Origin of the sequence: Methylobacterium aquaticum (genome assembly GCF_016804325.1) — a bacterium.
GTDB lineage: Bacteria > Pseudomonadota > Alphaproteobacteria > Rhizobiales > Beijerinckiaceae > Methylobacterium > Methylobacterium aquaticum_C.
The window spans coordinates 2854787-2867801 of sequence record NZ_CP043627.1 but is presented as its reverse complement, the minus strand read 5'-3'; the positions used below and the strand labels follow the sequence as shown (position 1 = coordinate 2867801).

Sequence of the window (13015 nt, the reverse complement as noted above, 5' to 3'; positions counted from 1 at the left end):
CGGGCGGGCCGCTCGCGTCACGCCCGCCCGGGCGAGGCGATGCAGCTCTACCAGGGCATGCGGACCGAGCACTGCCGCTTGATTGCCCAGCCGCTCTGCGAGGTGGTCTGGCCCGTCCAGCTCGACCTGGACGCCGGGGTGGTGATCCTGCCCCACGTCAAGCACACCGCGCTGGATGATCTTGACGCCTTCGCCTGGAGCGACGGGTTCTGCGACTGGGCGGCCATGACGATGTTCTGGCGCGGCCGGCACCCGGGCGTGCTGCTGTTCTCCGGAGTGCTGATCCGGTGGGAGCCGATCGCCGCGGAAGACCTCGCACCGGAAGGTGCTCGCCGGGGGGGCAGATGGATCTCTTCGGGTCTGAGGCTGCGCCATGAGCAAAGCTGGCCACGGCCTCCCCGGAGTGCTTGGCGAGATCGCCGATCTCGTCGGCGTCGGCGCAGCCCTCGCGGTTGCCGAGGCCGTCGGCGGCACGCGCGCCTACATCGCGCGCCGGCCGTCGGCGGACAACTGGCTCATCAAGGCAGTCGGGCCTGAGGCGGCAGCCACCATCATCGATCACTTCGCCGTCGGCAGCCAAGGCGTCGAGATCGAGTTTCCTATAGGACCGGCGGGGTCCTACATGCGCGAGCGCCGGCAGCGCGCGAGGCGCCTGGCCGATCTTGCGGCGCAGGGCTTGCGCACCACGGACATTGCCCGCCAAGCTGGCATGACGCGGCGCGGGGTGCAGATGCACCTGGCGCGCCGGCGGGAGCACGGCGACGACGACCAGGGCAACTTCGGCTTCTGAAGTCGATCAGGCGAAGCGCTTCGCCGTCACCCTGAGACGGGAATTCCGGGATTGTGAGCGGGCCAACTGCTTCGCTCGCCGGGACCCGGATCATGCAGACATCGGAATACGGCCGGCAGTTCCTCGCCGCCTTCGAGGGTGTGGTGCTCCGCGCCTACCCCGATCCCGCCACCGGCGGCGCGCCCTGGACCATCGGCATCGGACACACCTCGGCGGCGGGCCTCCCGAGGGTCGCGCCGGGAATGGCCATCACCCGGGCCAAGGCGTTCGAGATCCTGGCGGCCGACCTCCGTGTGTTCGAGGCCTGGGTTGAGAAGGCCGTGAAGCGGCCGTTGAAGCAGCATCAGTTCGACGCATGCGTGTCGCTCTGCTTCAACATCGGGTCGGAGAACTTCCGCAAAAGCTCCATCGTCAGCCACATCAACGGCAATCGCTGGCTCGACGCCGCCGCTGCCTTCCCCCGCTGGAACAAGGCGGCCGGCAAGGTGATGAGCGGCCTCGTGCGCCGCCGGGCGGCGGAGCGCACCCTGTTCGAGACCGGCCAGTACGGCCTCACCCTCGCGAGCGACGGGGACGAGACCGTCGGCGTCGTGCTCGCCCGCGGCTCGGCCTACCCGGAGGGCGTCCGCGCGCTCCAGGTCGACCTGATGCGGCTCGGCTACCTCCTGGCCGGGAACGATGACGGCGATTTCGGGCTGAAGACGGAGGCGGCGGTCGAGAGGTTCCAGGCCGCCACGCCCGGCCTCACCGCGGACGGCCGCGTCGGCCCCGCGACCCGCGCCGCCATCGCCGCGGCCCTCCTGCGTGCCGGCACCGCCCCGCAGGTCGCGATGTACCCGCTCGCCGGCCAGGCGCTCGACCTCCCCATGGCCGCCTGACGCGGCCCTCCCAGGAGCATCACCATGGACCAGACCGATTTGACGGAGGCGGCGGCCGTCGCCTCCGGGGCGAAGCCGTGGTGGCGGTCGCGCACGATCTGGGGCGCCGGCATCGCCGGGGCCTCGGTCCTCGGCGGGATGGCCGTCGGCTTCCAGCTCGACGCCGAGACGCAGCGGGTCGTGGCCGATCAGACCACCGCCTTCGTCACCGCGGGCGTCGCCCTCGGCGGCACGCTGCTGGCGATCTACGGGCGGTTCAAGGCCGCCAAGACCGTCACGCTGACGAAGAAGGGCGCCGAGTGATGGCGAACAAGGATCTTCCCCTCACGGTCGAGATCGTCGGCGGCGTGGTCACCATCAGCATCGGCGTCTCGGCCCTGTGCCAGGCCGTGATGCCGACGCTGACCGGCGCGGCCGACGGCGACGCACCGACAATCACCGACGAGTACGCCTTCGCCCGCGGCGTGCTGGCAGAGCTGCAACGGGCGCCGAACGAAGAGGGGCGCACGCCGGTCCATGTCCTGTTCGAGCGTGCGGCGCTGGAGGCGGCCAAGGCAGGCAGCGACGGCATCCGGTACCTGGGCGAAGAGTGACGACGATGGAGCAGGCGGTGCAGGGAGAGGGCTGGAGCATGCGGGGCGGCTGGACATCCCTGGCCGTGCGGCCGATCCGCTTCGCGGAGTGGCTGTTCGGGCCGCTCGCCCCCGGGCTCGACCTGGGTCTGATGCTCCTGCCGGCCGGCTGGGCGATCCTGGAGGTGACCCGGCCCCAGCTCTTCGACAGCGGCGCCTTCGTCGGCCTGTCATGGGTCTCCGACCCGGTGTGGTTCTCCCTGCACTGCCTGCTGACGGCGCTCCACGGCATCGGCCTGGTGCGGCCCTACTGGCGGGTGCTGCGGATCGGGGCGGCGTTCCTCTCGGCCTGGCACTGGCTCTTCGTCGCGTTGAGCCTCGTGCGGGTCGAGATGACCACGGGCGTCATCGCCTACGCGATCATCGGGGCCTGGGCCCTCGTCGGCGGCGTCTACCTGGCGGGGCTGCCCCGGAAGGCGGGGTGATGGAGAGCTGGGGCAAGGCGGCGGAGGCTGCCCTGCGCATCCTGGAGGGCATCGGCCCGCGGGGTGCGCTCATCGTCGCCGTCGTGGTCGGGCTCGGCCTCGCGGTCGTGCTCATCGGGCATTTCGGCGGGCTCTACACGACCCGCCGGGCGGACAAGCAAAGCCTCGACTTCGTCGATCGCCTGATCGCCGAGGTCGACAAGCTCGCCGCCCGCGAGCTGGCGCTACGGGCCGACCTGGAACGCCAGGAGCGCGATGCCGACAGCCACCGCCTGCGGGCGGTGGAGTTGCAGGCCGACGTCGAGCTGATGCGGATGCAGCTCCGGCGCACCATCGAGATCCTGCGGGCCGTGCGCGACGGCCGGCTCCTCCCGTCCGCGATCACGGACGCCGACATCGCCGAGGCCGTGCAATGACCGAAGCGACCCTGTCGGACCCCTGGCTCGCGCTCGCGGTGGCGGTGTTCGTGATCTGCGTGCTCGCCATCGCGCTGTTTGCCCAGCGCGAGCGCCGGCCGGCCGCCTCGACGGATGCCAAGCTCGACGACCTGGTGCGGCGGCTGGGCCAGCAGGAAGAGAAGCTGCGGCAGACCGATCACGATCTCCGCGCGGTCCGGATGATCGTCAACAACCTGCCGACGAAGGAAAGCATCCAGCAGATCGGCCTCTCGGTCGCCGAGAGCCGGGGCAAGATCGAGGGGATGCAGACCACGCTGGGCGTGCAGACGGCCACGCTGGGCCGGATCGAGGAATTCCTGTTGCGCGCCTCCGCCGAGGCGATCGTGGGCCTGAAGGCCGGCAAGGGAGAGTGACGTGAGCGGGACGGGCTACGGGCAGGCCATCGCCGAGGACATGCGGCTGATCATCCTGAAGGAACTGGCGGCGATGCCGGACGGGCGCTGCAACGAGAGCATCCTGGCCGACGCGGTCTATGCCTGCGGCCACAACCCGTCACGGGACGTCCTGCGGACCCAGATCAACAAGCTCGGCGAGCTGGGGGCGGCGCGGGTCACGACGATCGGTTCGATCCTGGTGGCACAGATCACGGAGGCCGGCGTCGACCACTGCCTGCGCCGGACGAAGATCGAAGGCATCCGCCAGCCGCGGCTGGGGGCGTGAGATGCGGGCCGAGATCCCCCAGCACCGCGTGCTCGACGCCGCCGACCGGGCCGAGGCCCGGGCCGACCGCGGCCCGGAGCGCCGGCCGGGGCGCGGCCGTCTCTCCAGCATGGACCTGGTGCCCGAAGAGGGCCAGGACGACATCGTGTGGGCGATCGCCGAGCTGAACAAGCGCGAGCGCACCGCCAACGAGATCCTGTTCGAGATGAACGACAGGCTCGCGGCGAAGGGCATCGACCCGATCTCGAAGAGCGCGTTCAACCGCAAGAGCCTGAGGCTCGCGGCGATGTCGCGTCGACTGGACGAGGCCCGCCACATCTTCTCGGGCATCGCGCCGCAATTCACCGCCGAGAAGGTCGATCAGGGCACCGTCGTGCTCGGCGAGTTCATCAAGCTCTTGATCCTCGACCTGGTGGAGCATGACGGCGGGACGATCGGCACCAAGGGCGCGATGGAGCTGGCCCGCGCCCACCTCGCGGTGATCCAGGCACAGAAGATCTCCGCCGAGCGTCGCAGGGCGCTTGAAGCCGACTTCAAGGCCGAGGCCGAGAAGGCGATCGACAAGGTGGCGAAAGCCCGCGGCGTGTCGGCCGAGGCGACAGAGGCCCTGCGCCGCGAGCTGTTCGGGATCAGCCCGGAGGCCGGCCGTGGGGCGTGAGATCGGCCGCGACGAATGGGCGGAGATCCGCCGGAAGGAAGGGCGGATCACCTCCGACGACTGGCGCACCACGCCGCCGCTCCTGTCCTACCAGGGCGAGATCAGCCGGACCTGCGCCGCGCACAGCGTGACCTTCGTCGAGAAGTCGAGGCGCACCGGCGCCACCTTCGGGGCGGCGGCCGACGCGGTCCTGCGCTCCGGGGCGCAACGCGCGGCCGGCGGCATGGACACCCTCTACATGGGCACGTCGGCCGACATGGCGCGCGAGTTCGTGGACGCCTCCGGCGGCTGGGCGCGCCGCCTCGAGCTGGCGATCACGGTGCAGGACGAGGTGCTGTTCGACGACGGGTCGGAGAAGGGCATCAAGGCGACCCGCATCGACTTCGCCTCCGGGTTCTCGGTCGTCGCGCTGCCCTCGCGCCCCGGGTGCTTCGCGGCCGGCAGGGCTTCGTCATCATCGACGAGGGCGCCTTCGTGGACGACCTGAAGGAGGTGCTGAAGGCGGCGATCGCGCTCACCATGTGGGGCGGGAGCGTCCTGGTGATCTCGACCCATAACGGCGCCGCCAACGTCTTCGCCGAAACGATCGCCAACATCCGCGCCGGCCGGCTGCCCTACGGCCTCGTGCGCTTCGACCTCGACCAGGCGCTCCGTGCCGGCCTCTACGAGCGGATCTGCCTCGTCTCGAACGGGCGCCAGGTGTGGTCGCCGGAAGGGGAGGCGGACTGGCGCGAGAACCTGATCCGCACCTACGGCGACGGCGCCGACGAGGAACTGTACTGCGTGCCCGCCCAAGGCGGCGGCGTGGTGCTGCCGCGCGTGCTGGTCGAGGCGCGGGCGCGGGCCGACATCCCGGTGCTGCGCCTGTCGATGCCGGCGGCGTTCAAGCTCCGGCCCGCGCCGGAGCGCGAGGCCGAGATCCTGGCTTGGTGCGAGCGCGAGTTGGCGCCGGTCCTGGCCGAGCTTGATCCGCGCGAGAGCCACGCCCTCGGCGTCGACTTCGGGCGCCTGGCCGACCTCAGCGTGATGTGGCCGCTGGCTGTCACCAAGAACCTCCTGCGCCGCACGCCCTTCCTCGTCGAGCTGCACAACGTGCCGTTCGAGCAGCAGCGCCAGGTTCTGTTCTTCCTCGCCGACCGGCTTCCGCGCCGGACCGGGATCAAGCTCGATGCCACCGGCAACGGCGCCTACCTCGCCGAGGTCGCGACCCAGCGCTACGGCGAGGCCTGGGTGGAGGAGGTGAAGCTATCGGTCGCCTGGTACCTGGCCGAGGTCGCACCGTTCAAGGCAGCGTTCGAGGACGGCGCCATCACGGTGCCGGCGGATGCCGACGTGGTGCGGGATCTCTCGACCCCGGTCTACAAGGCCGGCATCCCGACAATCCCGCCGGTGCGCCAGGCCGGCGAGAGCGGCTTGAAGCGCCACTGCGACAGCTTCGTTGCCGGCGTGCTGGCCTATGCGGCGAGCCGGGCCGACCCGGTCGTGATCGCCTACACCCCAGCCTACGGACCGGAGGCGGAAGGCGGGCTCGGGTTCGAGGCTCCGGGCGGAGGGCGGACGCTGTGGTAGGCAAGATCCTCGGTCCCGACGGCCGCCCTATCTCAACCGCCGACCTCGCCCGCGAGATCGCGATGCCGACCGAGATCGGCGTGCGCGCGGTGAGCCGGGAAGGCGTCGCCTCGGGCCTCTCGCCGGAAGGGTTGGCCGCGCTGCTGCGCGAGGCCGCCGGTGGCCAGGCCCGGCGCTACCTCACCCTCGCGGAGGAGATGGAGGAGCGCTACCTGCACTACGCCTCGCAGCTCCAGACCCGGCGCCTGGCGATCGAGGCGATCGCGCCGGCCGTGGTGGTGCCGGATGGCGTGCCGGCCGCGATCGGCGATGCCGTCCACGGCCTGGTCGACGGCGCCGGGTTCCGCGAGATGGTCGGCGAGCTGACCGACGGCATCGCCAAGGGATACTCGGCCGTCGAGCTGATCTGGGACTATACCGGCGGTCTGCTGCGGCCGATCTCCTACACGTGGCGCGATCCGCGCTTCTTCCAGTTCGACAGGGTGAAGCTGACCGAGCTGCGGCTTGCGGTGGACGGCAACCTCGACGGCGAGCCGCTGCCGCCGGGCAAGTTCATCGTGCATATGCCGCGCTCGAAGATGGGCATCCCGCTTCGCCGCGGCGTCGCCCGGCCGGCGGCATGGGCATTCATGCTCCAGTCGTTCTCGCTGAAGGACTGGGCGGCCTTCTCCGAGGTGTACGGCATGCCGCTCCGGATCGGGCGGTACCCGGTCAGCTCCTCGCCCGACGACATCCGCACGCTCCTGCGGGCCGTCCGCTCGATCGCCTCGGACGCGGCGGCCGTGATCCCGATGGGGATGGAGCTCGAATTCGCGAAGGTCGAGGGCCAGCACGGCACCTCGGTGTTCGGCGGCCTGCTCGACTACATCGACAAGCAGGTCTCCAAGCTCGTGCTCGGCCAGACCATGAGTTCGGACGATGGCGGCTCGCTCGCCCAGGCCAAGGTGCATAACGAGGTTCGCGGCGACATCCTGCGGGCCGATGGGCGCCAGGTCGGGAGCACGGTCCGCCGGGACCTGGTGGCGATGTTCGTTGCCGTGAACTTCGGGCCGCAGGAGATCTATCCCGATGTCGGCTTCCCGGTGGCCGAGCCGGAGGACGTGGCGGCGCTGACCGACGGCGTCTCGAAGCTCGTGCCGCTCGGGTTGCGGGTCGGCCAGCGCGAGGTCCGGAGCAAGCTCGGTCTCTCCGATCCGGAGGATAACGAGGAACTGCTGGTGGCACGGGCAGAGCCCGTGGCCGCTTCCCCTGGACCCAGGCCCGCGCTCCCGCCGGCCCCGGCGGCGACCCATGCCGGCCTGCGCGGGCATGTTGCCGGCTGCCGGTGCGGCGGCTGCCTGGCGCGCCTGGCGGCCGATCCGGTCGACCCCGATGCTGCCACCATGACGGACGCGCTTCTGTCGGAAGCCGCTCGCGATTGGCGCGAGATCACTGATCCGCTGCTTGCGCCGATCGCCGCCGCGATGGCTGGCGCCGGTTCGCTCGACGACGCGCTAGCGGCGATCGGACGTCGTGGTCCGGACGGTTCGCAGCTCCTGGAGCGGCTGGCGGTGGCGACGGCGACGGCGCGTGGGATCGGCAGTGTGGCGGACTAGATTGGCCTTCGGACACCATTCAGGAGGCCCACATGAGTGATGCACCTCGCGATACCCGATCATTCCGTCCGATCGAGGATGACGATCTTCGGCGGCTCGCGACCATCGGGCTTCAAGCGTTCGACACCCTCATGCGTCCCGGCAACAAGTCGCAGATCTATAGCGGGAAGCTGCTCCTCCTGTGTCTCTGCCAGGGCGGCGCCTTGCATCATCGGCAATGCCGCGAAGGCCGGCCCGAGGAAGAGCGAAGGGGCATTCACGACCTGGACGTCTGGGGGTTCTTCGAGCGGCAGCCGGCGTGTCGGTTCCCCCCACGCTGGCGCGGAGAGGAGGATTTCGGATTGTCGCACTTCGGGCGCCGGCCCGAGGACGCGCACTTCACGGGCCGGAAGGTCGATGTGATCGGCCGGTGCCTTGAGATCGAGCCCGGCGGGGATCCTGTCGAAGCGGTCGTTTCCTGGATCAGGAGCGCTTCTGGCTCCAGCCCCCGTCACATTCGCCAGAGGCCGGTCTTCGTGATCTCAGCAGGCCCAAGGTTCGGGGAGATGATCTGGCCGGGGCTGACGATGGCTGCGGATGGCTGATCCCCAACCCCGCCGCGGCTTCACGACCCCGCCCGAGGTCACGAGCTACTTCGCCGACAAGGGCCTGCGGCCGGCCTTCTCGTGGCAGGACGTGTGGGGCCAGGAGCACGCCTACGCCTTCACGGTGGCGAAGGCGACCGAGCTGGAGCTTCTAACGACCTTCAGGGCCTCGATCGGCCGGGCGCTCGCGACCGGCCAGGGCTTCGAGACCTGGCGCGCAGGAATGATCGACGAGCTGCGCAGGATCGGTTGGGCCGGGCCGCGCACGGTCACCGACCCGACCGGCGCCTGGTCGCCAGCCGAGGTGGACTTCACCGATCCGCGCCGCCTGCGCACCATCTTCTGGTCGAACGTGAACTCCGCCCGCTCGGCCGGGCAGTGGGAGCGGGCACAGCGCACCAAGGCGGCGCTCCCCTACGCCCTCTATGTCCGCACCGCATCGAGCGACCCGCGCCAGGAACATCTCGGCTGGGTCGGGACCATCCTTCCGATCGACCATCCATGGTGGACGACGCACTGGCCGCCGAACGGCTGGGGCTGCAAGTGCTCGGTCCGGATGATCACCGGCCGCGAGCGCGACCGGCTCCTGGCGACCGAGCCGAAGCCGGGCGGCATCCGCTACACGGAGGAGGTGCCCGACGACGGACCGCCGCGGGTCTTCACCAATGCCCGCACCGGCGAGGTCAGCGAGGTCCCGGCCGGGATCGATCCGGGCTGGCAGACCAATCCCGGGCTCTCGCGGGCCCGCACGCTGGTGACGCGGCTCAACGAGCGCCTGGCCGAGGCCGGCGAGGAGGACGCGCGCGCTGCCATCGCGGCGATCGGCGCTTCGCCGATGCCGCGGGTGATGGCGAGCCTGCCCGAGACGGTCTTCCTGCCGGTCGCGGTGGCGCCGCCATCGCTGGCCGCCGAACTGGGTGGCGTCGCGCGGATCGTCGAGGTGTCCAGCACGACGATGCGGGCGAAGACGGACAAGCATGGCGGCTCGCGCGCGGTGACGCCCGAGACCTGGAGCAAGGTGCAGGAGGTGATCGACACCGGCACCATCGTGGACGAGGGCCGGCCGGGCGCCGTGCGGCATCGCTCGGTCTTCGCGGATCTCGACGACGGTTTGTGGCAGCTTGTCGTGAAGGCGGCCGACCAGGGCCGGCACTTCATCGTCTCGACCTTCCACGCCGCGAAGCAGCGGGATTTCGACGACGCGCTGCGGCGCGAGCGGAAGGCGAGAGGAGAAGGGTAGGATGGCCCCGGGGACGCCACTTCCCCGCGCCGACATGCGACGGATGGCTGACTGGGCCGACCCTCAAGATATGGGCGCTTCCCCCGGCCTGCAATCGGCCTTGAACGGGCCTTTGCGAAAATCGGCCCGTGGGCGGCCTCGCCGGGCGGAACGGCCAACCGGGCCCGAAATCTTTTGAAGATGGAATTGAAGCTCCTGAGGCGATCCCAGGGGCATTCCGCCGCCGGGGTTGGCTGCTATGGTGCGCCATCGCCCGGGATCACCGCCTGATCGACCCCGCGAAGCGCTTCGCCGCACACCGATCCCGGTAATCGGGCGACGGTCCGGGGTGAGCAAGCGCCCCACCATATCGCCGACCATCGGCCTCGGCGTCGTCGCCGGCGAGATCGCCACCGCGGCGGCCGGCGACGGCCAGGCCACCCCGGAGTGGATCCGGGTCACGCCACGCGGGACCGCCGCGACCCGTGACGGCCGCTCCTATTCCTTCGATCCGGAGGCGCTGGTCGCGCGCTTCTCGGCCGACGCCGTGGACGTCGCGGTCGACACCGACCACGGCCTGGCGCTGCGGGCGGTGAAGGGCGAGCGGGTCGACGCCGTCGGCTACGCCGCCGAGCTGCAAGCGCGGCCGGACGGGACCTATGCCCGGGTGACCTGGAACGACGGCGGCCTGGCCGTGCTCGCTGCGCGCACCCACCGCTACGTCTCGCCCACCTTCCACCACGACGAGACCGGCCGGGCGACCTGGCTGCACTCGATCTCGCTCGTGGCTGCCCCCGCCCTGTCGATGCCGGCGCTGCTGCACGCGCTCGGCCACACCTCGGAGCCCAGCATGAAACGGATCGCCGCCGCCCTCGGCCTGCCCGAGACGGCCGACGAGGCCGCCTGCCTCGCCGCGCTCGGCCAGCGCACCGAGACCAAGCCGATCGCGAAGGCCCTCGGCCTGGCCGAGACGGCGACGTCGGCCGCGTGCCTCGCCGCGATCGGCACCATAGCCGGCGGGCTGAAGCCGGTCGCCAAGGCCCTCGGCCTGCCCGAGACGGCCGACGAGGCCGCCTGCCTCTCGGCGATCGGCACTCTCAAGGGCAGCGCCGGCGAGCTGGTGAACCAGCTCCAGTCCCAGCTCTCGGCCACCACCGGCCGGCTCGCCGCGGTCGAGAAGGCGGCGCGCGAGAAGGACGTCACGGAGCTGCTGGAAGGTGCCTTGAAGGCGCGCAAGATCGTGCCGGCCCAGCGCGAGCACCTGGCCGCGCTCTGCGCCACCGACGAGGGACTGGCGGGCGTGCGCGCCATGCTCGGCGCCACCGTGCCGGGGCTCCAGCCGTCGGGCCTCGATGGGCGCCGGGCCGAGACCGGCGAGGGCGAGCAGGACCCCGTCGCCCTCGCGGCGAAGGCCAGGGCGATCCAGGCCGAGCGCGAGACGGCCGGCGTGCCGATCGGCTGGGCCGAGGCCGTGACCCTCGCGGCGCAGGTCAAGGCCTGAGGAGGGCACCATGCAGGACGGCTTCTACAAGTCCCGGCCGATCGGTGCTGCCATCGGCGGCTTCCTCATCGCGGCCTTCACCGGCGCCGGGCAGACGGTTGCGGTCGCGGCCACCGCCGCGAGCCCATTTGCCGGCGTCACCGACAGTGTCGGCGGCTCGGGCGGCCTCGTCGACCTCCAGCTCACCCAGGAGGCGGACGTGCGCTACGGCGGCACCGTCAAGGCGGGCGATCCGCTGATGGCCGCCGCCGACGGTAGCGGTCGGGCCGTGAAGGCCACAAAGCCGGGGGCCGGGGCGACCGTGAACGTCATCGGCATCGCCCAAGCCGACGGCGTTGCCGACGACATCGGCAAGGTTCTCCTCGCCCCCTCCGTCCTGCTCGGCTGACGCCGGGCCCTCATCTCCTGACACACAGAGATCCCGATGGCCCGCCCGTTCCCCGTCAATTCGGTCATGACCGCGATCGCCATCGGCTTTCGCAACAACGCCCAGGACCTGATCGCCGACCTCGTGATGCCGCGCATCCCGGTCATGGGCGAGCAGTACAAGTGGACCTACTACCCGATCGCCGAGATGTTCACGGTGCCCAACACCCTCGTGGGCCGCCGCGGCCGGGTCGAGCGGGTCGAGTTCTCGGGCGCCGAGCGTTCCGGCAGCACCAAGGATTACGGCCTCGAAGACGGGATCCCAATCTCCGACATCAATGCGGCGGCGGCGCAGCGCGCGGCCAACCTCGGCAACTTCGACCCGAGAACCGGGCGACCGAGGGCCTGACCAACCTGATCCTGCTCGACCGTGAGGTCCGCGTCGCCGCCAAGGTCCAGGACCCGACGAACTACGCGGCGGCGCGGCGCCTGGCGCTCTCCGGGTCCGACCGGTTCAGCGATCCCGCCTCCGACATCATCGGGATCCTGAAGGCGGCCTTCGCCGCGACCCTGATCTACCGCCCCAACACCATGGTGATGGGGCGCGACGTCTGGACCGGCATCTCCTCCCACCCGCAGCTCGTGAACGCGATCCGCGGCAACGTCACCTCGAAGGGCATCATCACACCCGACGAGTTCGTGCGCCTGTTCGCCGGCGAAGGCCTGAAGCGGCTCCTGGTGGGCGAGAGCTTCGTCAACATCAGTCGTCCGGGCCAGGCGGCAGTGCTCAACCGGGTCTGGGGGAAGTCGATCGAACTTCTCTACATCGACCCGAACATCCGCCCCGAGCAGGGCGGTGCCACCTGGGGGTTCACCGCGCAGTACGGCACCCGTCTCGCCGGCTCCTGGGAGGACAAGAACGTCGGCCTCGAAGGCGGCAAGGTCGTGCGCGTCGGCGAGAAGGTCGAGGAGCAGGTGGTCGCTCCCGACGTCGGGTTCATCATCCAGAACGCCGTCGCCTGATCCCGCCTCATCCGGAAGACAGCAGGAGATCCGTCATGACCGATCCCGTCGAGGCCGGTGCGACCGGCCGCAGGCCCCGCGGCAGCACCCCGGCCGTTGCGCCGGTCGGTACCGCCGAGCAGGCGACGCAAGGAGCCACCGATCCGGTGGTGCTCGGCGCCGCCCCGGTGCCGGTGGAGCCGGGCGGGCCCGGCGCCGGAGCCGCCCGCACTGCCGAGGCGACCGAGGCGGTGGTGTCGCAGCCGCTCACTGGCGCGGCGGAGGCGGCGCTGGGCTTGCGCCCGGCCGGCGCTGCCGATGCCCTCACCGCGACGGAGCGCAGCGAGCTGGAGGGCTTGCGGCGCCTGCGTGACGGTGGCGGCCTCGTGGTCGACGCCGCCCGGATGCCGGGCCGGCGCACCGCCCAGGCCGCGACGCAGATCATGCGCGACGGCCGCGGCTACGCGGTCGGCGAGCCGATCGCGCTGGATTTCGGAAGCTACACCGAGCTGGTCGGCATCGGGGCGATCGTCAACGTCCCCTGGTCCGACCTCCCCATGGCCGGCGGCGAGTAACACCCGGCCCGCGGGGTAGCTCAGTCGGGTAGAGCGTGGGGCTCATAACCCTGTGGTCGCCGGTTCAAATCCGGCCCCCGCACCCATGAATACTGTGGGCCGG

Annotated in this window: 19 protein-coding genes and 1 tRNA gene; all 20 read left to right on the top strand. The window is 71.1% G+C overall.

What is annotated here, in order from left to right; translation table 11 throughout:
• Positions 1–373: 373 nt before the first annotated feature.
• The 20 genes from F1D61_RS13080 (at position 374) to F1D61_RS12990 (ending at position 12998) form a co-directional block, all read left to right on the top strand.
• On the top strand, positions 374–790 hold the full coding sequence (locus tag F1D61_RS13080) for a hypothetical protein (RefSeq protein ID WP_203158385.1): 417 nt from the start codon (positions 374–376) through the stop codon (positions 788–790).
• A gap of 92 nt (positions 791–882) precedes the next feature.
• Positions 883–1668, top strand: coding sequence for a glycoside hydrolase family protein (locus F1D61_RS13075; protein WP_203158384.1), 786 nt, complete (start codon positions 883–885; stop codon positions 1666–1668).
• Between the two features lie 24 nt (positions 1669–1692).
• Entirely contained in the window at positions 1693–1971 is a 279-nt protein-coding gene (locus F1D61_RS13070; protein WP_203158383.1) for a hypothetical protein, read from the top strand.
• Positions 1971–2261, top strand: coding sequence for a hypothetical protein (locus F1D61_RS13065; RefSeq protein WP_203158382.1), 291 nt, complete (start codon positions 1971–1973; stop codon positions 2259–2261). The genes F1D61_RS13070 and F1D61_RS13065 overlap by 1 nt, the downstream gene beginning before the upstream one ends.
• A 5-nt stretch (positions 2262–2266) precedes the next feature.
• Positions 2267–2725 (top strand): hypothetical protein, encoded by a 459-nt coding sequence (locus F1D61_RS13060; RefSeq protein ID WP_203158381.1) that lies wholly within the window; start codon positions 2267–2269, stop codon positions 2723–2725.
• A complete protein-coding gene (locus F1D61_RS13055; protein WP_203158380.1) occupies positions 2725–3141 on the top strand; it encodes a hypothetical protein in 417 nt (138 codons plus the stop codon). Before F1D61_RS13060 ends, F1D61_RS13055 begins: the two co-directional genes overlap by 1 nt.
• Complete coding sequence (locus tag F1D61_RS13050) at positions 3138–3536, top strand: hypothetical protein (RefSeq protein ID WP_203158379.1); 399 nt, start codon at positions 3138–3140, stop codon at positions 3534–3536. Before F1D61_RS13055 ends, F1D61_RS13050 begins: the two co-directional genes overlap by 4 nt.
• A 1-nt stretch (position 3537) precedes the next feature.
• Entirely contained in the window at positions 3538–3843 is a 306-nt protein-coding gene (locus F1D61_RS13045; protein WP_246775857.1) for a VpaChn25_0724 family phage protein, read from the top strand.
• Between the two features lies 1 nt (position 3844).
• Positions 3845–4501 (top strand): phage protein Gp27 family protein, encoded by a 657-nt coding sequence (locus F1D61_RS13040; protein WP_203158378.1) that lies wholly within the window; start codon positions 3845–3847, stop codon positions 4499–4501.
• A complete protein-coding gene (locus F1D61_RS13035) occupies positions 4491–4988 on the top strand; it encodes a hypothetical protein (protein ID WP_203158377.1) in 498 nt (165 codons plus the stop codon). Before F1D61_RS13040 ends, F1D61_RS13035 begins: the two co-directional genes overlap by 11 nt.
• A complete protein-coding gene (locus tag F1D61_RS13030; RefSeq protein ID WP_203158376.1) occupies positions 4976–6070 on the top strand; it encodes a hypothetical protein in 1095 nt (364 codons plus the stop codon). The genes F1D61_RS13035 and F1D61_RS13030 overlap by 13 nt, the downstream gene beginning before the upstream one ends.
• Before the next feature lie 62 nt (positions 6071–6132).
• Entirely contained in the window at positions 6133–7665 is a 1533-nt protein-coding gene (locus F1D61_RS13025; protein WP_246775856.1) for a DUF935 domain-containing protein, read from the top strand.
• A 32-nt stretch (positions 7666–7697) separates the two neighbouring features.
• A complete protein-coding gene (locus F1D61_RS13020) occupies positions 7698–8249 on the top strand; it encodes a hypothetical protein (protein WP_203158374.1) in 552 nt (183 codons plus the stop codon).
• Positions 8242–9489: a phage head morphogenesis protein gene (locus tag F1D61_RS13015; RefSeq protein WP_203158373.1), complete on the top strand. Its 1248-nt coding sequence runs from the start codon at positions 8242–8244 to the stop codon at positions 9487–9489. The genes F1D61_RS13020 and F1D61_RS13015 overlap by 8 nt, the downstream gene beginning before the upstream one ends.
• A 328-nt stretch (positions 9490–9817) precedes the next feature.
• A complete protein-coding gene (locus F1D61_RS13010; RefSeq protein WP_246775855.1) occupies positions 9818–10969 on the top strand; it encodes a phage protease in 1152 nt (383 codons plus the stop codon).
• 10 nt (positions 10970–10979) lie between these two features.
• Positions 10980–11357, top strand: coding sequence for a hypothetical protein (locus F1D61_RS13005; RefSeq protein ID WP_203158371.1), 378 nt, complete (start codon positions 10980–10982; stop codon positions 11355–11357).
• 36 nt (positions 11358–11393) lie between these two features.
• Positions 11394–11744 (top strand): hypothetical protein, encoded by a 351-nt coding sequence (locus tag F1D61_RS35080; RefSeq protein WP_348649446.1) that lies wholly within the window; start codon positions 11394–11396, stop codon positions 11742–11744.
• A gap of 188 nt (positions 11745–11932) precedes the next feature.
• The gene (locus F1D61_RS35075) at positions 11933–12358 is read left to right on the top strand and encodes a hypothetical protein (protein WP_348649445.1); all 426 of its coding nucleotides are present in this window, start codon (positions 11933–11935) and stop codon (positions 12356–12358) included.
• Between the two features lie 35 nt (positions 12359–12393).
• Positions 12394–12912, top strand: coding sequence for a hypothetical protein (locus F1D61_RS12995; RefSeq protein WP_203158370.1), 519 nt, complete (start codon positions 12394–12396; stop codon positions 12910–12912).
• A gap of 9 nt (positions 12913–12921) precedes the next feature.
• Positions 12922–12998 (top strand) — tRNA-Met (locus F1D61_RS12990).
• Positions 12999–13015 lie beyond the last annotated feature (17 nt).